The 25,403-nt window shown below is 63.4% G+C and carries 16 protein-coding genes; 4 read left to right on the top strand and 12 right to left on the bottom strand.

Going from position 1 to position 25,403, the window contains the following annotated elements:
- Positions 1-262 (top strand): IS3 family transposase (locus GAK28_RS15355; protein ID WP_291774508.1); only part of this gene is annotated, 262 nt, incomplete at its 5' end.
- A 421-nt stretch (positions 263-683) separates the two neighbouring features.
- Here the strand turns inward: GAK28_RS15355 and GAK28_RS15360 are convergent.
- A complete protein-coding gene (locus GAK28_RS15360) occupies positions 684-1,142 on the bottom strand; it encodes a hypothetical protein (RefSeq protein ID WP_291780946.1) in 459 nt (152 codons plus the stop codon).
- An 88-nt stretch (positions 1,143-1,230) separates the two neighbouring features.
- Positions 1,231-1,566: a hypothetical protein gene (locus tag GAK28_RS15365; protein ID WP_291780949.1), complete on the bottom strand. Its 336-nt coding sequence runs from the start codon at positions 1,564-1,566 to the stop codon at positions 1,231-1,233.
- Positions 1,567-2,014: 448 nt separating this feature from the next.
- On the opposite strand from GAK28_RS15365, the gene GAK28_RS15370 reads away from it, so the two are divergent.
- Positions 2,015-2,632, top strand: a complete 618-nt coding sequence (locus tag GAK28_RS15370) for a hypothetical protein (protein WP_291780953.1) — start codon at positions 2,015-2,017, stop codon at positions 2,630-2,632.
- Positions 2,633-3,528: 896 nt separating this feature from the next.
- On the opposite strand, the gene GAK28_RS15375 is transcribed toward GAK28_RS15370, so the two are convergent.
- The 8 genes from GAK28_RS15375 to GAK28_RS15410 form a co-directional block, all read right to left on the bottom strand.
- Positions 3,529-3,825, bottom strand: a complete 297-nt coding sequence (locus tag GAK28_RS15375) for a hypothetical protein (protein WP_291780956.1) — start codon at positions 3,823-3,825, stop codon at positions 3,529-3,531.
- A gap of 59 nt (positions 3,826-3,884) precedes the next feature.
- The gene (locus GAK28_RS15380) at positions 3,885-14,714 is read right to left on the bottom strand and encodes a hemagglutinin repeat-containing protein (protein WP_291780961.1); all 10,830 of its coding nucleotides are present in this window, start codon (positions 14,712-14,714) and stop codon (positions 3,885-3,887) included.
- A 13-nt stretch (positions 14,715-14,727) separates the two neighbouring features.
- Entirely contained in the window at positions 14,728-16,446 is a 1,719-nt protein-coding gene (locus tag GAK28_RS15385) for a ShlB/FhaC/HecB family hemolysin secretion/activation protein (protein ID WP_291780964.1), read from the bottom strand.
- Between the two features lie 227 nt (positions 16,447-16,673).
- Positions 16,674-16,850, bottom strand: a complete 177-nt coding sequence (locus GAK28_RS15390) for a hypothetical protein (RefSeq protein WP_291780967.1) — start codon at positions 16,848-16,850, stop codon at positions 16,674-16,676.
- Positions 16,847-17,962 carry a PepSY-associated TM helix domain-containing protein gene (locus GAK28_RS15395; RefSeq protein WP_291780970.1) on the bottom strand — a complete coding sequence of 372 codons (1,116 nt, stop codon included), beginning with the start codon at positions 17,960-17,962 and terminating at the stop codon, positions 16,847-16,849. The genes GAK28_RS15390 and GAK28_RS15395 overlap by 4 nt, the downstream gene beginning before the upstream one ends.
- A complete protein-coding gene (locus tag GAK28_RS15400) occupies positions 17,956-20,382 on the bottom strand; it encodes a TonB-dependent siderophore receptor (RefSeq protein WP_291780972.1) in 2,427 nt (808 codons plus the stop codon). The genes GAK28_RS15395 and GAK28_RS15400 overlap by 7 nt, the downstream gene beginning before the upstream one ends.
- A gap of 86 nt (positions 20,383-20,468) precedes the next feature.
- Positions 20,469-21,452 carry a FecR domain-containing protein gene (locus GAK28_RS15405; RefSeq protein ID WP_291780975.1) on the bottom strand — a complete coding sequence of 328 codons (984 nt, stop codon included), beginning with the start codon at positions 21,450-21,452 and terminating at the stop codon, positions 20,469-20,471.
- Between the two features lie 4 nt (positions 21,453-21,456).
- Entirely contained in the window at positions 21,457-21,960 is a 504-nt protein-coding gene (locus GAK28_RS15410) for a sigma-70 family RNA polymerase sigma factor (protein ID WP_291780978.1), read from the bottom strand.
- Between the two features lie 230 nt (positions 21,961-22,190).
- Here GAK28_RS15410 and rclC point away from each other — a divergent pair, with 230 nt between their 5' ends.
- On the top strand, positions 22,191-22,760 hold the full coding sequence (rclC, locus tag GAK28_RS15415; RefSeq protein WP_291780983.1) for a reactive chlorine resistance membrane protein RclC: 570 nt from the start codon (positions 22,191-22,193) through the stop codon (positions 22,758-22,760).
- Positions 22,761-22,789: 29 nt separating this feature from the next.
- On the opposite strand, the gene GAK28_RS15420 is transcribed toward rclC, so the two are convergent.
- The gene (locus GAK28_RS15420) at positions 22,790-23,440 is read right to left on the bottom strand and encodes a TetR/AcrR family transcriptional regulator (protein ID WP_291780986.1); all 651 of its coding nucleotides are present in this window, start codon (positions 23,438-23,440) and stop codon (positions 22,790-22,792) included.
- Positions 23,441-23,509: 69 nt separating this feature from the next.
- Between GAK28_RS15420 and GAK28_RS15425 the strand changes: the two genes are divergently transcribed.
- Positions 23,510-24,235: an SDR family oxidoreductase gene (locus GAK28_RS15425; protein WP_291780989.1), complete on the top strand. Its 726-nt coding sequence runs from the start codon at positions 23,510-23,512 to the stop codon at positions 24,233-24,235.
- Positions 24,236-24,305: 70 nt separating this feature from the next.
- On the opposite strand, the gene GAK28_RS15430 is transcribed toward GAK28_RS15425, so the two are convergent.
- Positions 24,306-25,313, bottom strand: a complete 1,008-nt coding sequence (locus GAK28_RS15430; RefSeq protein ID WP_291780992.1) for a zinc-dependent alcohol dehydrogenase family protein — start codon at positions 25,311-25,313, stop codon at positions 24,306-24,308.
- Between the last annotated feature and the right edge of the window lie 90 nt (positions 25,314-25,403).

A 25,403-nucleotide genomic window follows, 5' to 3' on the forward strand; every position in this document is an offset into this window, starting at 1 on the left:
GCGCGAGCACCGCGCCCTGTTGGAGCAATACGCTTTGATCGCCAGCATGAGTGCCAGAGGCAACTGCTACGACAACGCAGCAATGGAGAGTTGGAACCACAGTCTGAAGGTCGAGGCCATCCATGGTGAACACCTCGCCACACGGGAGCAGGCCAAGGCTCATGTGTTTGACTACATTGAGGTTGACTACAATCGGATCCGGCTGCACTCGACCCTGGGCTACCTCAGCCCAGAGCAGTACGAGCTGGCCAATGTCGCTTAGATAGGTGTCCGTAAATCAGGGGCAAGATCATCCCTCGAACGAGCCACTCGTTAACGACACAGGCCTACCACCATATTCAACTTCCACAATACTCGAATAGGGCCCTTCAAAGCGACTCTGCACAGATAGTCCAAGCGCTTCGGTTACGTACAGAACAAAGGCTTCAAACTGACAGTCTTCATACTCATTGAAGAAAATGAAACACCCCTTGGGCAAAACCTCTTTCGTCATTTTCTTCATAGCTGAGATCCGAACTCACTCATTGTTGCTAACATTGATGTTTTTCGCCGCCGGAAGATTCGGCATGTTCCCCACTGACTCATCGAATGCGAGGCCACCTGTGCTGAAAAAACAAATCTCAGAAGGTCTACGAAGCGACATCCATTCAAGCTCCTTCGGATTTTAGCAAGTATCAACCCCATCACACAGAGATACGCGGGCCGCATCCCCAAGGAAACCCTGCGCCTTCGAAAAAATCAAGCATTCTCCGTGAGAATCCATAGTTCACATCATCACTCAAAGAATGAATCGGGTTGCTCAACAAGATTTCATCCATGATCTCCGTGCCAAACATCTCCGGTTCCAACCAATATACGGCGCCACCTTTATCAAAAAAGTGTGCGTCAAACGGATTATTTATTGAAAGCCCCATGACATAGTCAGCCAAATTCATACCATGCGCGGCAAGCCAGCCCTCGTCATGAAGCCCCAGTGCACCGCTCAGCAATCCGGAATGAGCGAAGTTGACGGCGTACTGCCATCGCAACAAATCTTCTTGAGCGCCTCTACCGCCGATCAACACATCGGGGCTGTATCCAGAAAGTGAAAGCAAATAAGCGTGATTCTGAAGCCAGAGCATTTCTTCTTCGTTAATAGTCACGATACTTTTCATCCAATAGGAGGGCGAGACACGATACGAGCCCCTGAATCAAACAACGGCGCGTCTGACACCCAGCCATATCCAGATATTAAAGTCTGACGTCATCCGCTTTCATCCCAAAACGCCCCAGCTTTTCAAGCCCAGCGAAAACCGCCTTCATGCCAATCATCGTGGACGACGTGTCTTTCCGTATGACGTCGCCCCCTACAGGAAAGAAGGTTACGACAAAGGTGTATATATTCTTTGATCGTTCACTGTCGATCTTAAAAATGGCGTATCCCTGGTGCCTTAGAAGAACATCCCGGATGACTTCGGCATACTCATCCAGTGAAATGCCTCCCTCCTTGAAGGACAGGTCGTATCTCAGCGCATAAAGCTCGGCCAATTCATCATCAGACAGCATTGCGCTTTCCCATTCTGCCATTAGTCTTTACCTTTCGCCCTTACGTCCACTCTTCGATACCTTCCGGTGTTTGCCATGCGATGTCTGCCGGCGCATCCGCTAGCGAAGGATGGATAAGAAATGCCTCTTTTGCGGTCGAGTCCCATCCGGTCGTTCTCGCATATCCACACCGAGGTGCTGCCCCCCTAGACAGCCCGTAGGCCGACTTACTTACCGATCCGCAGTACGGAGATTCGTCCGGTCGCTGCTGCTCATGAGGTGCGGACACACCATGGGCCAGTTGATAGTTCGACATGGATTCCCTCTGCCCTAAACAACATGTCAGATGCGCATGGTACAAGCCGTATTCGCCGATATCACGTACCGTTGTTAGAGGATTTATCCCTAACGATCTCGTATTGTGCGCGAGCAAGCCAATCAGGAGAATGTCCTTCTCTAGAAAGGAATTCTTCACTTACTCATGCACCCCATGCGAACCCTCCTCCTGTTCATGGCCGCCGCTATCGGTATGCATTCGGCCAACGCTGCGACCGCCGTCGACGAGTGTCCGCTGAACTTGTCCCTTAGGACGACCCCAGATGCGTTCGTCGCAAAGCTGACATCAATGCCGTCCTTTCGAACGGAACGAACGCCCGAACGAAAGCCTCTCTTCGGCCAGTGCAGCTACCAGGCCTCTACTTTGCAGCAATTTGCCATGCCGCCGAATGGCCTTTGCTCGATCGACGGCCAGCTTACCTTCGGATCCATGCTGGAGATTCTGGACAGTGAGTCGATCGTGGTATCGCACACCTTCATGATGCTCAAGTCCGACCAGTCCCTCGCCGCCCTGCGCTCCGCACTAGGCAGAATTGCCACTTCGGTTTCACCGCAATCCGATCCGTCTGCCTGGAAGACCGATCCCTATACGGTCATCGATGGCGTATACGCGCATGATGGCGATGTCTGGACCATCTTTCACAAGGTGAAAGACCCCGGCAGTGTGAGCACCGCACCCGACTTCTATGCCGTCACCCACGTGCGCCGTGACTGGTTGGACTTTTCACGAAGGGATCTCAATACCTGCAAGGAAATACCGTCAAGCAAGTAGGGCATGCCATGGCGAAGCCCTCTTACCGACAGCGACGCTGAACATGGCTTGTTTCATGACGACACCGCTATGAAGGAAGCGGATGCTCACGCATAACCCTGGACTGGGAAACACATGAAGAAATGATGGCCATCAAAATTGGCCATCTACACTAACCGCATAGCACTTGATGCTTGAGTCCGCCCTCCCCATCCGATCCGATCGGACTTACACACACGATGAGCGCACTCTTCAGCACAACGATGGTGAATAAGTTCCGGGTGTGGCGACGCGTCAACATGGAGTCGTTGCACATTGAATTTGAGGCCGAGCTTTTGGGGCCCGCTAGCTGAGATTATCGGAAATCTCTTTTGAATAAGTTGATATATCAATCGATGCATGAGCCAAAGAACGCCCCCAGCTCAACACATCCTAGACCAAAGAAAATATCATTTATCAATAACCTCTGTTTCATACTAATTTTTTCGCCCAGATGACTCACTCAAGAGAAAATGAAAAGCACTTCTCCCATCCAAATTTTTTGTCTTGCTCAACAACCCGGTCCAACACATTGATAATAGCGTCAAAGTCTTTTCCCATTTGTATCATCGATGCACCGTGATCCGTCCATACCAATAGGAATGGACGCTCTACACTGGCACTCAGCAGGTCCCATAAGGCATCCAGATTCTGGCCATATCGCCCGTGAAGACCAAGACAAGCGGTAAGACAAAGATGAAAATCGCGCTCCTTTCCAACTTTGCTGCCATCAATTTCAATCCTTACAGAATTGCATCCATATCATTTCGATGGACGAGTGCAGAGGACCTTAGACTCACCCTCAACATAGCGTCATCGCTCCTCGCCATGCCGTCTTAAAACATCAAACTGCGATTTAAAACATCACTGCACTCACTTCAATCCATACCGAGAGTACTCTTAATCATAAGTACGGCACTCATGAATTGATCAATCTGCGTCTCGGGCAATAAGTTTAGAAGTTTATTTAAATTATCACCATCGTAAAAACAAATCGCATCATCCAGATATTCGTTATTCGCCGCATGAACTTTCAAGATGCCATTTTCCTGCAGAACCACACAGATTGCGGTAAATAATAAACCCCTTTCTTCCGGATACTCCTCTAGTCGCGATTCAACCATTGAATTTGCATACCCCACAGCCTCGGATATCGAATATCCGAGCTGCTCCATCGCGCACCTAACATCCTCTCTCGCGGAATTCAAATAATCCAAATACATCCACCTATTCATCACTGCTTACCTGTAAAGACATTTAGCTGAATCCCTGGGTACTTTTCTCGAAATTGCATGATTGCACCTGCGCAACTTGTGCATGACTTCAGTTCCGTATAGATATTAATGCTACCTTTAATACCTACGTTATCGCCCAATTGGCGGGCAACATTCTCCAAGATCTTGAACTCACCATCAACGTTTCTTAGGAAAGCCTCTTTTCCATTAACCACCCCTCCCTTACCGATAGACATTGGCTCCAGAACTGTCGGGCCAGTGGGCAGAGAAACAAAACCATTCTCGCCATTTTGGAAACTACTAAATGCCCGCATCTCACTAGAGATGCCCGTGCCCGGCACATCTATGGAGGCTATCGAAATATTACCTTTTTGCTGCCACTCAGCAGGCAAAGTGCTTCTTATTTTTTCTGCTTGAGATACAAATGCTTGTCGAACTTCAGGAGCACTAGAGTTCGACAAATAGCTTGAAAAAATGAAACGCTCGTCGCCAGGTGCACCTCTCAAGAGATCGTCGAAACCAGCGCGCCCCAGGAGCTCACCTGCCTCCTTCGCTGTTGCTTTTACAGCTTTACCGGCAACCGTTGCACCTGCAGCCGCCAGCTTACCTGCGCCAATCGCACCGCCTATAGCCGCGCCCGTTTGTAGCGCGGCTACCGTCTTCATGACACCACTGACATCTTGTCCGTAGATGCTAGCCATCTGCCGCTTGGACGAGTCGTCGAACCCCGCGGCGAGGCCCTCACCGATATTCTGTGCCCCTGCAACGAAGCCGTCCTTGAATGCGATGCCCGTGTTGATGGGATGACTCAAGGCGTCCTTGATCGAACCGGCGAGACCGACCGCGACGTTCTTGCCGACGCCCCACGGATCATCAGTGATCGCGCCACCGATCAATTCGGCATATTTTTTTGACTCCTCGGCTACACCTTCTCCGAGCGGTCGGCTCACGGCAGGTCGCACGTATTGCCCAATAAAGTCCCTGTCGACCTCCTGCATGTTCTGAGCCGGCGCAAAGAACTGCCCCCGCTCCGTCGTAAACATCGCCTGCGGCTTACCCACCTCGTTGGTATACGTCGCTCCGCTATTTGCCAGGAACGCCTGCGCAGCTTCGTCATCACCCGCCGGAAGGATGCTCTTCCAGATGAAATCGACATCCTTCGAGGCCTGTTGACCCAGTCTGGCCTTGGCGTCTTCGACCTGCTCAGGCGAAGGTGCGCAACCGCCGCACTGTTGGCTTGCGAATTTTTCCGCGTTGCCTCGAATCCAGTTGGTTTCGTCCGGGTGTAGCTGACGGTTGTACAGGTCGCCATTCAGCGCAGCGTTCGCACCATTCCCACGTCCGGTCACGCCACCCACAATGGCGCTTCCCAGCTCCATATAGGTGTTCCATTCCGACGTGCCGGGCTGGACGTTGTGATCGTAGAGATACTGCTGCATCACATGCGATACGGCTTCGCTGGATGCGCCACCCAGCGCACCTTCAGCGGCGTTTCCGCCACCCAGCGAGGCCATCGCCGCGCCGACGACGCCGTGCAGGATGACTTTATTACGACCACCGTCCGACCACGCTTCGCGGTCCTGGTCGGTCTTGGCGTTCTCGGCCATCCACTGGGAAAGACTACCCACGCCTCGCATGCCGACATAACCGGCCTGCGCTGTCAGCTCCTGACGGTCCGCGACCTTCTTGGCGTCGTAGGCATTCTTCAATGCTTCGTCTTCAAGCGTCGGCTTCCGATCCAACCCGGAGAGATCCTTCCCCGGATCGTTACGAACCACGATGGTGCCTTCGGCGATGCCCGAGCGAGTGTCGCTGCTGGCGTTGCCATGCTGCGGCGTGGCCGCCGAGATAGCGGTGCCGAGGGCACCGGCGACGTTGCTCGCGATGGTGCTTCCGCCGCTGAAGCTGATCTGGCTGGCCTTGTACTTGGACTCGTTGTGCAGATCCTCGTAGACAAGGTTGCCCGTGCTCAGCAGGTTCTTCGCCGCGTCGGCGTCACTGGCGATCTTGCCGCCCACCAGGTGAGTCGTGCCGCCCACGTCGAGCTGGAAGCCGCCTGCGCCGGCCTTGATGCCGCTGACCTCGTTGACGCTGCTGTAGTGGCTGTCGACCTTGCTCTGGGCGAAGTAAGCGCTGCCGCTGACGAAGCCGCTCTGGGTGATGCCCGCCATTACCTTGCCGCCGGCCTGCATCGTCTTGCTGGCGAAGTCGTCCGTGTCCTGCTCGCTGCGGATCGTCAGGTTGTTGCCGATGTTGGCGACGACCTGCTGGCCCTTGAGCTGCGCGCCCTGGATCGTCGTGTCGTTGCCGCTGACCAGCGTCAGGCGATCGGTCGCATCGATGGTGGTTTCGGCATGCGTGGTGCCGTTGCCGTGGGCTTTGCCCTTGCCGACGCTGGCTTCGGCATAGATGCCCAGGCCGTTGGTACCGAAGCTGACGCCGACGCCACCGGAGCCGTTCTTGGATTCGCTCTTGAGGCGGTGCTCCTCTTCCTGGCTGAGCAGGTTGATGTCGTGCGAGGCCGCGAGGGCAACGTTCTTGCCTTCGACCTTGCTGCCTACGATGGTCAGGTCGCCGCCGGTCGCGGCGATCGTCACGTCACCGTTGCTGCGAATGCGACTGCCGGCCGTGGTCTCGTCGTAGGTGGTGGTCTTGCTGCTGGCACTCTTACCGCCGATGCCGACCTGGACGTTGAGGCCTTCCTCGCCGGGACCGTTGCCCCCACGGATGCCCGTGTCCATGGCAATGCCGTAACCATCCTTGATGTCATACGCAGCTCTCGCGGCATACAGCGCCTTGAGACGGTCGTCATCGGTGTCCTTCGCACCCCTGATCGACTGGCGCGCGTCCATGCCGAGATCCACGAGCTTGCCGCCAAAGCCGCCCGTGATGCCGCCTTCGCTATGGCGCTGGAACTGCGAGCTGCTGACCGAATCCACCGACGCGTCGATCGTCACGTTCTTGCCGACCAGCGTCGTCGCGGTCTGGCTCATTACGTCGGCGCTGGTCAGGTGCAGGTCGTTGCCGGCGGTCAGCGTCACGCTGCCGTCCGTCGAACCGACCAGGCTTCCGGTGTGCGTGACCTGACGGCTGCTTTCGCCACGGCTGTCCTTCTGACTGCCGTAGAGCTCGTTGAGGCCGCTGCGTGAGTAGCCCGTGGTGCGCACCGACTTCTCCTGGTCGGTGGCGTAGGTGTTCTCGATCGCGGTCAGGCGCAGATCGTTACCCGCCGCCAGCAGGACATCGTGCGTAGCGGCGACCTGCACGCCTTCGCCCAGCAGGTTGCGACCGGCGGCCGCAGTCACGGAATCGCCGCTCAGCGAGGTGCCATGGCCGATGGTCTGCTCGACCGTCTCCTCGCGCTTGGTGGTCTTGCCTTGGTGGACGGGCGCGGCGCCCCGGTTGATGACCAGGCCGGAACGGCTGGTCTTCGACTCGTGCGTTTCGCTGTACCGATCTTCCGTGGCTGTCAGGTTGATATCGCGGCCAGCGGCGAGTGCCAAAGCGCCGTCCGCCCTGACGGAAGCGCCCTGGAGCGTCACGTCGTTGCCGGCGGCGATGCTGACGCCATCGCCGGATTTGATCGACGAGCCGACGGCGAGTACATCGTCCGTCGCATCGTGCGTGCGCGACTTCTTGGACGAGAACAGGCCGGAAGACTTCTTCACCGTGTCCTGCGACCAGGTGTGTTCCTCCTCGCCCGCGTTGAGGTTCACGTCGTTCTTGGCGGCCAGGGCCACGCTGCCCTTCTCGCTGCTGATGGCGACGGCCGTGGCATCGATATCATGCCCTGCGCTGACGATCACACCCTTCGTGCCCGTCAGCTCCGTGCCCTTGAGCGACTGGTCCATCGTGCGCGTGTCGATGATCTTGCGGCCTTCGCGGCCGGCGTCGCTGTGGCGTTCCACGTCGGTGACGGCGTTGAGCACCACGTCGTGGCCGGCGCTGATGGCGATCTGGTCGCCGGCCTTTACCTTCGCGCCTTCGCTCACCAGGTCGCGGCCCGCGCCGAGGATGGCGTCGCCGCCGGCCTTGATGGCGCTGGCGGTCGCGCTGAGGTCGCGCTTGGCGGTGAGGCTCAGGTCGCCACCGGCACTGATCGGCGCGCGGTCGAGGGTCAGGTTACGACCCGCGTTGGCGCTGAGGTTACCCGTGGCGGCGATCGAACCGCCCTGGACGAGGCCCAGGCGCGAGGCATCGAGCGGGGCGAGGCTGTCGCCGAGTTTGATGCCTCCCAGGTCCACGCGGCCGATGCCGGCGCCACTGAGGATGTCGTTGCCCGCGGTAAGCGAGACGTTGCCGCCCTTGAGGGTGCCCCCGTTGAGGATGTCCTGCGCGGCGGTGACGCTGAGGTTGCCGCCCGCACCGATGTTGCCGCCGTTGAGCAGCGTGCCGGCCTTGAGCGTCGCGTCCTGGCCGGCCTTGATGCTGCCGGTGTTGGTGAGGTTGCCGGAAGCGTCCAGCAACACCGTCTTGCCGGACATGATGGCGCCGCTCTGCGCCACTTCCTGCGCGTGCGCGGCGGAGAGGTAGACGACCGGCACGAGCACCTTCTCGCCGTTCACCTCCTGCGTCACCATCCACACGATGTCCTGCGTGAGCCGGCTCATCTGCTCGGCGGTGAGCGCCACGCCCACCGAAAGCTGGAAGCCGTGGGCCACGTCGGCGCCCGCGTCCATCAGGGCGCGGTACTGCGCCATGGCGTCGGTGTTGTCGGTGAGGAAACGGCGGCCGGTGAGCGAGGTGATCTGTTCGAGCACCATGCGCTGTTCGTAGAAGCCGTCGCCCAGGCGCTTCATCGTGCTTTCGCCGTTGAAGCCGAGGCGGCTCATCAGGTAATCGCTGCCGAGGAAGCCGGCTTGCGAGGCGAAGCGCGGATCGGTCTCAATGAGATACGCGCTGCCGCTGCCCGGACGCGTGGTGAACAGGCCGTTGTTGGGTACGCGAATCTGGCCGGCCGGAGCATCCGGCGTGCCCACGCTTTGCGAACCCGGACGCGGACCTGCGTTGCGCGTGTCGCCGCTGAGCGCGTCCACGCCGCCGACACTGCCAGCGCCGGGTGCGTTGCCCAGGCCACCCACGCCGCCAAGATCGACACTGCCGCCCACGGCACCGACCGTGCCCGCACCGTTGCCGGACACGCGCGTGCCGCCCTGGTTGCCGCCGAGGCCGACACCCGAGATGGGGTTGCCGGCGGCGTCGACGGTGGTGTTGTCGATGGTGCGGCCGTGGATCTCCAGCGCGTTGCCGGCGGTCATGCGACCGGAAAGGCCCTGGCCGGGGTCGATCGTGAGCCAGTCCGGACGCTGACCGTCACCGATGGCTAGCGTCGCGTCGTTCGTGAAGTCGGCATACTTCTGGAAACCGTCTTCCACCCAGTGACGGCCGCCCTGGTGCGAGATCGATTCCCAGCCGGTCCACCATTGCACCTGGCGGCTGAGCGTACCGGTCGGATTCCAGCCGATGTTGCGGATGACTTCGCCGCCCACATTGCTGTCGCCTGCGGGCAGGCTACCGCCGGCGCCGTTGACGGTGAGGTTGCGGGCCGCGGCGATGGTGGACTTGTCGTTGAGCACCGATCCGATGAGTGTGATGTCGCCACCGGCCGCGATGCGGCCTTCCGCGCTCGTGCGCGTGAGGCGCTGGATCGAGGTCAGGGTGTCGATGTACACCGCCTTGAAGGTGTCCGGACTACCCTTGCCGTAGGGATAACCGCGGCAACGATGGTTGTCGCTCTTGAGGTCGTAGCAGTGACCTTCCACCCATTTGATTTCAGCGGCGTCGACGATCTGGCTCTGATCGACGTACGGCGGCTTGTGCGTCGGATCGGGATCGTCGTAGCGATAGCGGACGATGTTGTCGGTGGTGTGCCTGTTAGCCAGCTGCTCCGCCGCGTTCAACACGTAGGTGTCGGTTTCGAAGACGCGACGCTGGTTGGTGATCTGGTTGGCGGCGAGCAGGATCGAGCCGTCGGCTTCGATGTCGCCGGAGTGGTTGGTAATCTGGACCGTGCGACCAGCGGCTTCATTCGCGGCGATGAAGATGTCGCCCATGCTGAAGACGAGCGCATCGCGGTTGAGGAAGGTGCCGCCGACGAGCAGGCTCACCTTGCGGGTCGCCGCGATCAGCGCGCTCTGGTAGGCCGCGTTGTCGGCGACGCCACCGAAGTCGGCACCGTTGGTGAGGTCCCATGCGCGCACGGTGATGGTGTCGCCGATCAGCGTGCCGGTGTTCTCCACGCACCCGCCACTGATGGCGAGGTTGTCGCCTTCGATACGGCCATGGTTGACCACGTCGCCGCGTGAATTGAGCACGGTGTTGGCGCTGTTGATGCACGCGCCGTTGCCGTTCTCGATGCGGCCGGCATCGATGGTGAGGCCGCCGACGCTTTCCATCGTGGCCCAGTCGGCGTTGTAGAAGTTGCCGCCCAGGTGCAGGCCGAAACGGTTATTGGCCTTGAGCGTGCCGGCCGAGCCGTTGACGAAGTCGCCCGGCAGCCAGATGTCGAGGTTGTTGCCGGCGATGATCCGGCCGGCGCCCGTGAGGCCTCCGACCAGGTTGAAGCTGGCGTCGCCGTTGGCGGACGCGTTGCCGCCGTTGTTGTTCAACCACGCCAGCGTCACGGCCAGGCGCTGACCCGCGCCGAACTGGCCGTTCACGTTGGTCAGCGTCGCGCCGCCGTTGTCCCAGCCGAGGTTGCCGCCCGCGTAGACGTTGCCGCCACTGTTGTTGAGCGCACCCATCGCCAGGGTGAGGTGACGCGCGGCGACGAGCCGGCCTCCCGACAGGTTGTCGATGGCGCCTGCGTTGAGCGTGACGTCGCCCTGGCCACCCAGGGTGCCGTTGGTGTTGGCGATGGTGCCGCCCGCGTTGATGGTGGTGAGGCCGTCGCCGGTGTTGGCGATGCGTCCGCCCTGGTTGGACAGCGCGCCCGCGTTGAGGGTAAGCGTGGCATGCACATCGCCGCTGCCGCTTTCGATGCGGCCGCTGTCGTTCGCCAGCGTACCGTTGGCGACGATGGTTGCCGAGCCCATCGACTGGATGGCGCCTCGATTGTCGAGACGCGCGGTCGAGGCGACATCGGCGGTGCTGCCGCCATAGAGCTGGCCCGCGTTGTCGATGGCGCCCGCATGCAGCCACAGGCCGCCGTTACCGCCGACGAAGCCGCCCACGCCGTTCGTCATCGCGCCCGCGATGGCGAGTCGCGCGAGATCGCTGGTAAGCACCTTCACCTGGCCGCTACCGTTGGCGAAGCTGCCCGCGTTCACCTGAAGCGCGCCGCCGGATTGCAGGGTGCCACCGTTGTTGGACAGCTGACCGCCCGTGGTGATCGTCAGCAAGCTGGCGACGAGCGTGCCAGCGTCGTTGGCGAACGACGCCGCGTCGATGGTCGCGCCATGGGCCATGCTCAGCGTGCCGCCGGTGGAATCCAGCGCGCCTTGCGTATCGAGGTCGAGTGCGCCGTTGCCGACGATACGACCGCCGCGATTGGAGATACCTGTCTTGCCGTCCACCACCAGCGTGCCGTCGCCGGCGTGTTCGATGGCGCCGTTGTCGTTGATGACGGAGCCACCACGCAGCGTCAGCTGGCGGGACTGACTGGCAATGCGGCCCGCCGTGTTGTCGAGCGTGCCGGCCACCGCAAGGGTGAGATCGGAGCTACCGGTCTGGGTGATCGTGCCGTGGCCGTTGTCGAGGCGGGTGGCCTGGATATCGAGCGTGCCGCCCTGGAGCGTGCCGTTCGCGTTCTTCAGCGCGCCGCTGGCATGGGCACCGAGCACGCCGGCCGTGGCGACGCTGCCATGGCTGGCGTCGATGTCGCCGGCCGTGGCGTTCAACGCGATGTCACCGCCCGCGCGCGTTCGGCCGGACGAGAGGTCGAGCGATGTGCCGGACAGGCGCAGGTTGCCTGCCGCCAACGTGCTGCCATGGTTGGCGAGCGCGCCGGTCACGACGGCGTCGAGCAGGCCCGTGGTGCCGAGCGAACCGTCACCCAGCACGCCTGCGCCGAGCGTGCCCGTGGAGACGATGCTTCCCGCGACGAGGTGCAGGTCGCCCTTGGCGACGAGCATGCCGCTGTTGGCGAGGATCGTCGCGACGTTCCACACCGCGTTGCCGCTGGCGTAGGCCGTGCCGTCGTTGCTCGCGTCGGTGGCGTTGATCGTGAGGTTCGCGCCCGTACGCAGGCTGCCCGTGTTGCCGACATGGTCGGCCTTCAGGTCCACGCCGTTCGTGGCATACAGGCTGCCGGCGTTGTCGATGCGCGTCGCCTGCATCGCGAGGCGGTCGCCCGCGTAGACCGTGCCGGTCGCCGTGTTGTCGAAGCTCGCGAGACCTTGCGCGTCGAGCACGGTGCCGCCCTGCATCGTGCCGGCGTTGCTCACCTTGCCACTCTGGCGCAGGCGGAGCGCGCCGTCGGCGAGGATCGTGGCGTCCTTCGCGTTGTCGGCGTCGCCGCCGTTGAGCGCGATGTCGCGCTTGGCGTAGACGACGCCTTGCTGTCGCAGCGAGCTCGCGTCGACGTTGAGGTCGCGGCCGGCCTGCATATGGCCCGCCGTGGTGGTGTCGGCCGCAGAGACCGAAAGGTCGCGACCCGCCACGGTGGTGCCGCGATGATCGAGCGTGCCGGTGGCGGTGAGCGTCACGTCGTTGGAGGCACTGGCCTTGCCCGACTGGACGACATCCGCGCCGCTGAGCGTGGTGTCGCCGGCATCGGCGAGCATGGTGCCTTCATTGCTCAACGTGCCGTCGGCGTGGACGGCGACGCCCTGCCCGGCTTCCACCGTGCCCTGGTTCGCGACGCTGCCGCCGCGCAGGTCGATACCGGTTTTCGCGTAGATGTCACCCGTGGTCGCGCTGGTGAAGGCACGCCCGGCCGTGGCGACGAGCGCGCCGCCAATGGCGTAGAGCTTGCCGCTGTTGGTCAGCGCGCCCGTGGCGTCGAGCGCCAGCTTCTGCGCGGCCTGCATGGTGGCGGTGTTGACGATGTCGCCCGCGATGGTCGCGGTAAGGTTGCCGTCGGCGCGGACGAGGTCGCTATTGGTCAGCGCACCTGCGCGCAGCGTCGCGTCGGCGTTGGCATAGAGCTGGCCCGCATTGACCACCGCGCCCGTCGCGTCGAGGGTGAGCGCGCGACCAGCGTAGAGCACGCCCTGGTTGTTCAGCGTCGCGGTCGTGATGGCGAGATCGCCACCGCTTTGCCACTGGCCGCGATTGTCCAGACGGCCCGTACGCACAGTGACGTTACCGTCGGAAAGCAACGTGCCGCCCTGACTGACGCTGTCGGTGACCGTGAGGGACATGGCCCCCTTGGCTTTCAGCGTGCCTTGGTTGGCCAGCGTGCCGGCGTCGATGGTCGTGATGCCACCGGACTGCCATTGCCCACGGTTGTCGACGCGGCTCGCGCGCGCGGCGATGTCGCCACCGGATACGATGTCGCCGCCGTTGCTCAGCGTGCCGTTCGCGACGAGGTTCGTCGCGCCAGCCAGGCTCAGCTTGCCGGTGTTGGCGATATCGCCACCGGCCAGGCGCGAGGTGCCGCTGGCGATGAGCGTGCCGCTGTTGGCCAGGCGCCCGGCGGTGGCGATGTCCAGCGTGGTGCCGGACTCCAGCGACGCGGCGTTGTCGAGGCTGGACGCACGTACGCGCACGCTCTGGCCTGCGTAGATGTCGCCGCCCGTGCGATTGGCGATGTCGGTCGCCGTGACATCGAGCGCACCACCCACGGCGTAGAGCTTGCCGCTGTTGGTGAGCGCGCCCGATGCCAGCGTGGCGTTGCCGGTCGCGTAGATCGTGCCGCTGTTGTCGACGGCGCCCGTGGTGCGGGCGACGAGGTCGGTGCCGGCCGCGAAGCTGCCGCTATTGGCGATCGCGGCGGCCTGCGCGTCGAGGCGACCGGTGGAGGTCGTCTTGCCGGTGAGCTCCAGGCGACCGGCCTGGGTGATGGTGAAGTCACCGCCCTGGGTGGCAAGCTCGCTCGCGTTGCGCACGCCCACACCGGCCTCGGTGCCGAGCAGGCGGATCTTGTTGGCGTACATGCCGCCGAGCGCGGCCACGTCGAGGCTCACGCCCGAACCCGCGCCCTCGCCCTGAATGGCCTGGGTGGCGAGGTCGGCATAGTTGACCTGGTTGGCGCCGGTGACGACGTTGAGCTCGTTGGCCCAGACCTTCGCGTTGGCGACCACGGTACGGGCGATGAGGTCGAGACGGTCGATACCCGCGCCGTTGAGGCCCGCGCCGTTGATCGCCAACGTGCCGCGCGTGACGCGGAAGGCCGCGAGGCTGCCGTCGCCACCGAACACCGGCGTGCCGGTGACCAGCGTGCCGCGCGTGGTGTTGATGAAACCGCACCCATCGCAGGTGATGCCGTTGGGGTTGGCGATCACCACTTCCGCGCGATTGCCTGCTACTTCGGTGAAGCCGCGCAGGTTGCTGGGATTGGCGGAGGTGACCTCGTTGACGATCACCCGCGCGGCCTGACCCGGCGCGAGATTGGTGTTGCCCACGATGTAGCCGGCGAGCTGGCTCTGGCTCACGCTGCCGCTGTTGTTGAGCACCACGCCCTTGGGATCGACGTTGAAGTGCTCGTACTGGTTGTGCGACACGCCGCCCTGGGTCGGCGCGACAATGTTGACCACCGGGGTGCCGTTGGCGGAGGTATCGACATGCGGCGCCTGCGCGGAACCCGGCGCGCCAGCCACCTGGGCCTGCGACGCGATGGGCGCGCCGACCAGGGCCACACCGAGGGCGAAGGCCAGCGTGTGGGTGGCGCGGCGCAGGCTATCGAGGCCCTTGGGCGTGGCGGCGGTCGGGGGAAGGATCGTCGTCATCGTGCTGTCCTTGTCAGTACTGGTAGACGAGCTGGAAGCCCGTCGCCGGTCGCATCGTGTGCAGGGCGCGGCCGCCCTTGTCGGCCCATCCGGCGAACGCGTCGAAGCTCACCGGGCCGAGGGAGCCGCGCAGGCCGACGAACTCGCCGCGCAGCGTTTTATCGGGAAGGTTGCGAATGCTCGGTCCACCGACATGGCCGCCATCGATGCCGATATAGGCCGCCACGGGCCACTGGCCCAGCGGCACGCTGAGAGCGTTGCGCCAGTACCAGCCGCGCTCGCCGGCCAGCGTCTGCTCGCCGTCGAAGCCGCGCACCGTGTAGCGGCCACCGATGGTGATGAATTCCGAGGCATAGAGCGTGTCGCTACTGCGCTGCGCGCGGAACTCGCTGGTCCACTGGATGGGCAGGCGGCCCACCTGGAAAGGCAGGTTCAGCGAGACGTCGAGCACGTTCAGGCCGTACTGGAACGTGGGCGAACCGGCGGGACGATCCACCGCGTCGCGCTGGCCGCCGAACCAGGTCACGCCGCGGCGGTGGGCGAGACGCAGGTCAAGCTGCGCGCGGCCGAGGTACTGGCGCTGCACGAGCGCCAGCTCCATCGTGGTGACGTCGCGGCGCTGGGTGAGCAGCTCGGAATCTTCGATGAAACTGTGCGCCTGGCGCTTGCCCACGCGCAGTTCCAGCGCCGTCTTGCCCTGGCGTGTGCGGTGGAGCAGACGCTGCACCGTGACATCCATGGTGCGCGACTTGCCGCTGCTGACGAAGGTCTGCTGCGAGCCTTCCACGGTCTGGTGGTACTTGTAGTCGTACAGTGAAGTGGTGAACAGCCAGTTGCCCAGCGGCACGGCGTAGCTGAGTGAGTTGCCGCGCGTGCCGTGGCCGGTGCTGTGGTAGACGTCGTGGTTGTAGCCGATCGACAGCACGTCGTTCAGGCGCAGCGGGTTGTCCAGACCGAAGTTGATGCCACCCTGGAGACGGCCGGTGGCGCGCGAACCGGTGTCGTCGAGCGTCGCCACCAGGTGCCACGGGTGCGAGCGCTTCGCGGTGATCACCAGGTCGGATTCGCCCGGCTGCTCGGCCGGTGCGATGTCGATGTTCACGTCCTGCGAGGGCACGCGCTTGAACTGTTCGAGGCCCTGCTCAATGTCGCGCAGGTTGAGCAGGTCGCCCGGTCGCGCGGGCAGTGCCGTCTGCCAGGCGCCGACGGCGGTGTCGTCGGCGAAGCGCACGGCGCGGATGGTGCCAGGCACCAGGGTGAGACGCAGGGTGCCGGCGGCCAGGTCCTGCGGCGTGACGCCGACGCGGGTGGTGACGTAGCCGCGGTCGATGATCAGGTCGGAAACGCGGCGCACGATGGTCGCCACGCCTTCGTGGCCCACGCATTTGCCGGCGTAGCGGTCGAGGTAGCGCTGGGCGAAAGCGAAGTCCGCCACGCGGCCGCCTTCCAGGAGAACTCGGGACAGCCGGAAGCAGTCCTTCTCGACAGGAACGTCGGTACGGCGGAAGTCAGCCTGCGGCGACGGCGCGGCGCCCAGCCGGACGTCGGGCGCCTGCTGTTGCTCCTGGCGGGCCTGGACCTCGCGCTGCGCGCGGTCGCGCTGTTCCTGTTGGTCGAGCGTCTGTACGGATTGTGCCCGGGCGACGCCTGCCGCCATAAGACAAATACCTACTACACACGCGGCCGCCGACGACGCATGATGGCTGCGCCCGTGCCGATACTGCTTCTTCATGCTGCCCCTGTTCCTTGCCGGTCTGGGCCCCTGGCCCTCCGGATCGCAATATTTTATGGGCAGCGCGTCTCAGATTTAGATCAAACGTTGTAGGGGGATTCCCAAGAGCGTGTAGGGTTTTTCCTACAAAATCGCTCAGCGAAAGCGCAACCCCTGTAGGAGCGCGCCTTGCGCGCGACCGATATGTCGCTAGGGACCGGTCGCGCGCAAGGCGCGCTCCTACACCATCAGCGGGTCAGGTGGCGAGCCAGGACGACCAGGGGGATCGATAAGGCGACCCAGGACATCGCCTGCGAGGCGAGGCTGTCGCCCAGCAGGGCCGCGAACAGACCCCCGAGGGTGAGCGCGGCGAGGGTGAGCGGCCAGCGCCAGACGGACCAGGTCGCGGAGGTCGGACGATTCATGCCGCCACCTCCCCACCCGATGGACGCTTGCGCCGCACCACCCACAGATACACGCCGCTGACCAGCACAACGATGGTCAGCAGGTCGAACGCCGCCCAGATCAGCTTCAGCGGCAGGCTGCCGTAATCGCCGAAATGCAGGGGTCGCGACAGTTCCAGCGCCCGCAGGTACCAAGGCAGCCCACGCGCATCGGTGACCGCGGCCGTCTCCGCATCGACCAGCACCGGCGTCATCAGGCGCGAGGTGAGCGGCGTGCGCCCCTGCATCCAGATCATGTAGTGATGCGGGCTACCAAATGCGGAGTAAGGAAAGGCGACGCTCTCCGGCGTGGTGCCCGGCACGGCGCGCTCGGCCGCCGCCAGCGCGCGATCGAGCGAGACCAGGGGCGTGGGCGTCGGCTTGCCGTGCCATGGCGCCAGCATGTCGGTGAGTTGGCCGCCACGCCAATAGGCGAACAGTGGATCGGCCAGCGTATTGATCACCCCCGTGACACCGACGACAAGGGTCCAGGCCAGCAGCACGATGCCGAGCAGGTTGTGCAGGTCCAGCCACTTCAGGCGTTTGGATCGCCCACGCCGTACCTCGCCGAAACCGATCTTCTGCGCGAAGGGTCCATAGATCATCGCCCCGGTGACGATCGAGACGACGAACAGCAAGCCCATCACGCCCATCAGCAACATGCCGGGAAGCCCCACGAAAAGCTCACGGTGCAACGCCAGCAACACCTGGGTGAGACGGACGCGCTGCCGCGGTTCGCTCAGCACGGCCGCGGTGCGCGCGTCGATCACCAGCGCGTGGTAGCCACCGAAGCCCGCGCGCAACTCCTTCGCCATGAACACCAGCATCGTGTGCGGGCCACCCTGCACCCACGACATCGACTGGATGAATTCCCCGGGATAACGGGCTTCCGCGCTCGCGACGACGGCCGACAACGACGCAAGCGGTGCATCGGCCGGCAAGGCAGGCGCCTGGATCGTGGCTCCCAGCCAGGCGTCGATCTCGTCGTGGAACACCAGCGGCAGTCCCGTGACACAGAGCAGCAAAAGGAACAGCGTGCAGATCAGGCTGCTCCAGCTATGCACTCCCGTCCACAGGCGGAGACGATTCACCATGCGTACGACACCGTCGCCATCACATTGCGACGCAGGCCCCAGCGGCAACCGATCGCCGTGCAGACGGATACATAGCGCTTGTCGAGCAGGTTCGCCGCGTTCACGGCGAGGCGCCAGCCATCGAGCGCGGTATGGGCGCGACCCAAGTCGTATCGAACCATCGCATCGATGGTGGTGTAGGACGGGATGCTCACCGCATTGGTCACCGTGGCGAACGACTTGCCCGTCCAGCGCACGCCACCGCCCACGCCCAGGCCGCTCAACGCACCGTCGTGCACGGTGTAGTCGGCCCAGACCGAGGCCTGGTGGCCCGGGATGCCCGCCTGCTGGTTGCCCTGCACCACGAGCGGTGCTCGCGTCAGTTCGCTGTCGATGTAGCTGTATGACGCGCGCACGTTGAAACCGTCCGCGAGCACCGCCGTACCGGAGAGCTCGGCACCACGGGAACGAATCTCGCCGGTTTGCGTGTTGAAGTTGGGATGCAGCGGATCGGGCGTGGTGACGTTGCTCTGCGTCAACTCGTAGGCCGACAGGGCGATGTAGCTGTCGATGCCGTGCGGCTGGTACTTCACGCCGATCTCTTTCTGCCGGCCCCGGGTCGGCACGAACGCGCTGCCACGGAAATCCGTGCCCAACGTGGGCTGGAACGACGTGGACATGCTGACGTAGGGCGCCAGTCCGTTGTCGAACAGGTAGGTGACGCCTGCCCGCCAGGTGTTCGCCTGGGTGGTCTGGCGCGACCACGTACCGCTGATGTGGTTGTCGTTGTCGCTGCGCGCGGCGTCGCGACGCGCGCTCAGCATCACTGACCAGTGACCGATGCGCATCTGATCCTGCGCATAGGCGCCGAACTGGCTTTGACCCTGGTCGGCATCCTGGAAGCGCGCGGGAATCGCGATGGCCTGGCGGTAATCCGAGTGCAGGATATCCAGCGTGGGCGCATTGCCCAGACGGGTGAAGTTGTCCCAGAGCAGGCGCTGCATGTCCACGCCAAGCAACAGCGTATGCGTCACCGGACCGGTATCGAAACGGGCCTGCGCCTGGTTGTCGATGTTGAGCGTGCGCAGCTCCTCGCTCGAGGTATAAGTCTGCCGATTGAGGGTGTGCAGGTCGGCTTGCAGGTTGAGTCCCTGCACCGAGCTGTAGTCCGTGGTGTTGCGTGCCACGCGCAGGTTCTGGCGGAACCGCCAGGTTTCGTTGAACACATGCTCGAACTCATAACCGAGCTGGTACTGCGTGCGCTTGAACGATTCGAAACCCGTGTCGCCCGTATAGAAACCACGCGAAATGCGTCCATTGGGATTGGGCAGCAAGGTGCCCTGGTAAGGCAGCATCGACCACACACCACCGTCGGGATCATGCAGGTAGCTGGCAAGGATGGTCAGGCGCGTCTGGTCGTCGGGTTTCCAGGTGATCGCGGGAGCGATGGCAACGCGACGTTCCTTCGTGTGGTGGGCGTCCAGGTCGGTATCGCGGTAGATACCCGTAAGGCGATACGACCAGTGCCCGCTCTGCCCCAGCGCACCGCCGAAGTCTACGTTGGCCTGGCGCCGGGCGTTCGTGCCGAACTGCAACTGCACTTCATGCAGCGGCGTGTCCACCGGGCGCTTGCTGACGATATCCACGATGCCGCCGGGAGAGGCCTGGCCGTAGAGCACCGAGGCCGGGCCCTCCAGCACGACCGCGCGCTCCATCAGGTACGGCTCCACCTTGGGCACCGCCCAGGTGCCAGACAGCATCTTCAATCCATCCAGATACTGGTCCAGCGCGAAACCGCGGGCGCTGATGGTATCCAGGCGATCGTCGTTGTCGTCGCTGATCACCACGCCCGGCGCGTAGCGAAGCACCGCACGCAGGGTCTGTGCCTGTTGGGCGTCGATCTGGTCGCGGGTGATTACCGAGACGGTCTGCGGAAGCTCGATCAGCGGCGTATCGGTCTTCGCGCCGGTGGTGGTCCGGTGCGCCACGTAGTTGCCGGTGGTGGCGACGACACGCGTCTCGTCGAGGGTGACGGAACGGCGCGATGGTACCGCCACTTCCTTCGCCGGGGTCGGCTGGGCGACGGGAACGATGTCGGCGCGGCGCAGGGTGTAACCGCCGCCCGGCGACGGTACGGCCTCCAGGCCCGTGCCCTTGAGCAGCTCATGCAAGGCCTGCTCCGCCGTCATGGTCCCGCTGACCGCATGGCCCCGCACGTCGCGGGTCTGGTCGCTGGTGAAGGACAGCAGCACGCCCGCCTGGCGACCGACATGGTTGAGGGCCTGGTCCAACGGTTCGGCGGGCAGGTTCCAGTGGATCGGCGCGGTGGCCTGGGTAGACACCGACTGTCCTATCGCCACGAGCGGGACGGAAGCCATGGCCCCCAGGCAAAGGGTGGCGATAGCGCGGGCGAGCGGTGACGGCGACAGGGAGCGGTGCATGTACGGATTCCAGGACACGATGAAGATGTTTCCTTCCCTGTCCCGCGAGATTCGATATCGGACCACCTTTTTTCGCCAGCCGATGATCAGCCCCGCCGCGGCGCCACGCTCACCCAGTAGCGCGTCCGGTAGGTCACGGCCACCGGAAGGCTTTTTTCGAGGATCGCGAAGATCCGGTCGGTATCCGCCAGCGGATAGGTGCCCGAGACCCGAAGCGACGCCACGCGGCTGTCGCAGGCCACGCGGCCGGGGCGGTAACGCCCGACCTCGGCCACGAAATCCTCCGGGCGCATGTCGCGCACCACCAACATGCTGTCGATCCACGCCGTCTCGTCCTCGTCGGCAGGAACGATCGTGCCGATGGCGCTCCCCGTGAACCGCGTGCCCTGACCGGCCAGCACCAGACGCGGATCGGCAGGCGCCTCCCTTGCCCACACCTGCACGCGCCCCTCCTGGACGGAAAGGCGAGTGGCACCATCCAGGTCGCGCACGCTGAAACGGGTGCCCAGCGGACGAAGGTGCCCGTTCGGGGTATCGACCTCGAACGGACGCATGTCACCCGGCGGATGCGCCGTGGCGACCATGATCTCCCCACGCAGCAACCGCACTGCACGCCGGGCGGCATCGAAACGGATATCGATCGCGCTGTCGGTGTTGAGCGTGACCTGCGTGCCATCAGGCAGCCGCACCGCCCGTCGCTCGCCCACGGCCGTGCGTTCGTCGGCGGCCCAGGCCTGCCAGGGCACCTGGCGTTCCAGCGCCCACATGCTGCCACCGAGGACACCGACGATACCCAAGGTCTTCAATGCCCGACGACGACCGGGAGACGCCGGCGCGTCGAGCACCGTCCGCGCCAGCGCGGGCGGCACGGCACGCAGGCGACCGTTCAGCGCCTCGATGCGCTGCCAGGCCCGGCGGTGCTCCGCATGGGCTTCCAGCCACATCCCCCAGCGGCGACGTGTGTCGTCCGACACCTCGTCCGATTGAAGCTCCACCAGCCACTCCATGGCTTCCCGGCCAATGGCGGGATCGATGGTGTCGACGGGGGCGGCGGCGTCCCTGGCTGGCATGTCGTCAGCCCTGGGCGAAATAACACTGCTGGCCGGCGCGCACGATATGGCGCTTCACCGTGGTCACCGACACGCCCAGTTCCGCCGCGATCGCCGCATGGCCAAGCCCGTCGATCTGGCTTAGCAGGAAGGCGCGTCGCACGATGCGCGGCAGGCCGTCGAGGCGCTGGGCGATGTCGAGCAGGGTCTCCAACACGATGGCCTGCACCTCGGGAGAGGGCACCGCCTCTTCGGGCATGGCCTTCAGCGTCTCCAGCCAAGCCCGCTCGATGTCCTGCCGGCGGTAATGGTTGGCGAGCACCCGTTGCGCGATCAGCGTCAGGAAGGCTCGCGGCTCACGGACCACCACGGATTCGCGTTTGGACAGGATCCGGACGAAGGTGTCCTGTGCGAGGTCATCCGCGTGGTGTCCGTGGCCCAGGCGCCGACGCATCCATCCCAGCAACCAGCCGTGGTGGTCGCTGTAGAGGTCGTTGACGAGTCCGGGGAGGCCTTGCGGGGACGCCATGGGAGGAACGGTAGCCATCGAGGGGCATCAGATGCGAATGGTTCGCATTAGTACATATGTAGGGCCGTCCGGCAAGCGAACCGGCACCTGGACAGGGCGCTCAACCCGTCCTGACACGCATCATGGGACCCTCGTGCCTTGAGACGCATGCGCCATAACTTGAGCATGATGCGCATTCATCATCTCACCGGCGACGGACACACTCTGCTCCTCTCATCAGGAGCCCCACCATGTCCCGTCTCTTCCAGAACGCACTCAGCCTGTTCGTCCGCACGGAGCGCGTCGGCCCGACGCTCATGCGCCTTGCCATCGCCATCGTCTTCATGTGGATCGGCGCGTTGAAGTTCGTGCCTTACGAAGCCGACAGCATCACCCCCTTCGTGGCGAACAGCCCGGTGATGTCGTTCTTCTACAACCATCCGACCGAGTACAAGGAGCACCTCACGCACGAGGGACAACTCGTACCCGCGCAGCGCGCATGGCAGACGGCGAACAACACCTATGGATTCTCGACCGGTCTCGGCATCGTGGAGTGGACCATCGCGCTGCTGGTGCTTTCCTATCCCTTGTCCAAGCGGCTTGGGCTGCTCGGCGCCTTCCTCTCGTTCGGCACCACGCTGGTGACGCTGTCGTTCCTATTCACGACGCCCGAGGCATGGGTGCCCGCGCTGGGTGACGCGCAGCATGGCTTTCCCTATCTCTCCGGTGCGGGGCGACTCGTGATCAAGGACACGATGATGCTGGCCGGTTCGTGGGTGATCGGGGTGGATGCGGCCAAGGCGATCCTCGCGCGCAGGTAGCAACGAAAGCGTCGCTGGCCGTTACGGATTCAGCGACGCTTCTGCCGTACCGGCCGCTGGATGACCGCCAGGTATGCCTCACACATCACGATCAATTGCTCGCGCACCCGGATGGCCTCCGACGCAGGAAGGTTTCGTTCGAATACGTTGCGGACCGCACCGAAGATCGTCGTCAGCAGCGTCAGGTTGACGCCGGGAAGGTCGACGAACGAGGCGTCGGACGCACTGGCGAACAGCGTGGCCGTCGCCCCATCGACGCGACGAGCGAAGGCTTCGATCAGCGGCTCGTTGTCCAGTTCGGCGACAGAACGGTAGAGCGCGCGGGTCACCTCGGGACGTTCCATCTTGGCGTCCCAGTAGGTGACCACGATCGCCTCGATCATGTCGCGAACCGGAGCACCATGCTGTTGTTCGCAGGTGGTTTCGATCCTGGCCGCCAAGACGTCGAGGTAGCTTTCGTTCAAGGCGTAGAACAGCGCCTGCTTGTTCGGGAAATACTGGTACATGCTGCCGACGGAGACACCCGCGCGCTCGGCGACGCGCGTGGTCGTCAACCGACGCGGCCCGACGGATACCAGAACCTGAATAGCCGCCTCGAAAATGGCGTCCAATGTCGCCTCCGCACGCGCTTGGCGGGGCTTTTTCCGGGGGTTTAGATCGGGTGGCGGCCTGGCCGGCATAAGCGAATATTTAAACTGAAGGATCCTTCACATACTAGTCGAAACATCCGACATGGGAAGGCTTCAAACATGAGCACCAACCAACGCGTCGCGCTCGTTACCGGCGCAAACAAGGGTATCGGCCTGGAGATCGCGCGCCAGCTCGCGCAGGCGGGTGTCATCGTCTTCATCGGTGCGCGGCACCCCGTACTGGGATCGGCGGCCGTCGAAGACCTCGCGACCCAGGGACTGTCCGCGACATTCGTATTGCTCGATCTCGACGACCACGTCAGCGCGAAAGCCGCCGCCGACCTCATCCGAGCGCACCATGGGCGGCTCGATATTCTCGTCAACAACGCGGGCATCTTCGACACCACCGACGCACCGCCCTCCACCGCCTCGCTGGATGCTGTCCGCCGAACGATGGAAACCAATTTCATCGGTACCCTGGCGGTGACGCAGGCCATGCTTCCCCTGCTGCGTGCCGCGCCGTCGGCGCGTATCGTCAACGTCTCCAGCTCACTGGGTTCGCTGGTACTCAACGGCGACCCGGCGTCGACCTATTACTCGGCGCAGTTCGTTGGATACAACGCATCCAAAGCCGCCTTGAACATGCTGACCGTACAACTTCATGAAGAACTTCGCGGGACGTCGATCGCGATCAACTCCGTGAGCCCGGGCTTTGTCAAAACGGACTTGAATGGCATGCAGGGTACGATGACGGTGGAAGACGGGGCGAGGCTTCCGGTCCGGTACGCACTCCACGACGAAGGCTCAGGCCGCTTCGTGGCACCGGATGGCGAAACACCCTGGTGAATGCTTCTGTAGGAGCGCGCTTGCGCGCGATCAGGATCGCCGGCACCTTGAATCGCGCGCAAGCGCGCTCCTACAACGAACCTTGCCTTACCGAGTCGCTTGAGGGAACCACGTCGATCGCGACCTTGCCGCGAAGGCCATGCGTGCTCCCGTTCTCCAGCAACTCGTGAGCCTCACCCATACGGTCAAGCGGCAGGATCGCGCCGATCATTGGCTTCACCAGCCCACGTTCGACGAGGCGCGTGAGTGCATCGAGCTTGCCCCGGTTCTGGCGGGTAAACACGAAGTGGTAGGAGGCGTTACGGCCCCAGGCCTCGATGAGATTCTGGGGTTGCGCGATATCGACGATGCTCACGACGCGACCCGCATCGGCCAGCACCAACGGGCTTCTCGTGAGCGTATCGCCACCGATCGTATCGAAGACCACGTCGACCCCGTTGCCTCGGGTCATGTCCGCTACGGCCTCGACATAGTCGACCGACGTGAAGTCGATCGCCTTGTCCGCGCCCAGTGAGCACACGAAGTCATGATGTCGGGCACGCGCGGTCGTGATGACCCGCGCCCCCATCGCCTTGGCGACCTGGATCGCGATCGTACCGACGCCGCCTGCCCCGCCGTGGATGAGCACCGTCTCGCCCACGGCGAGCTGGGCGCGAGTGACAAACGCCTCCCATACCGTCCCGCCCACCAGGGGCAGGCTTGCGGCTTCGATATGGTTGAGGTTCGCGGGCTTGCGGCCCACCAACTCGACATCGGCGACGTGTTGCTCGGCATAGGAGCCGGCGCCCCCGAAGATCCGTGGCGTGTAGTACACCTCGTCTCCCAGGCTGAATTCCGTCACATGCGAACCGACTTCTTCGATGACGCCGGAGATGTCGTGGCCGATGATCGCCGGCAGCGGTACATGGTCCACGTAGTCGCCGCGACGGATCTGGTAATCGAGGGGATTGACCGCCGTGGCATGGACGCGCACCCGTACCTGGCGCGGTCCCGGGCGCGGAACAGGAACATCACGCATCTCGAACGCGTCGTAGCTGCCGAAGTGGCGAAGCACGACAGCTTTCATGGTCTCGGTCATGATCGACAGGCCTTAGGAGTCATGGGGCTCGCATCGTGACGATCCGCCCTGTGCGGCGGTAGCCGGGAGGCGACAGAATCAGCTTCAAGG

This window comes from Luteibacter sp. (assembly GCF_009912395.1).
Classification (GTDB): Bacteria; Pseudomonadota; Gammaproteobacteria; order Xanthomonadales; family Rhodanobacteraceae; genus Luteibacter.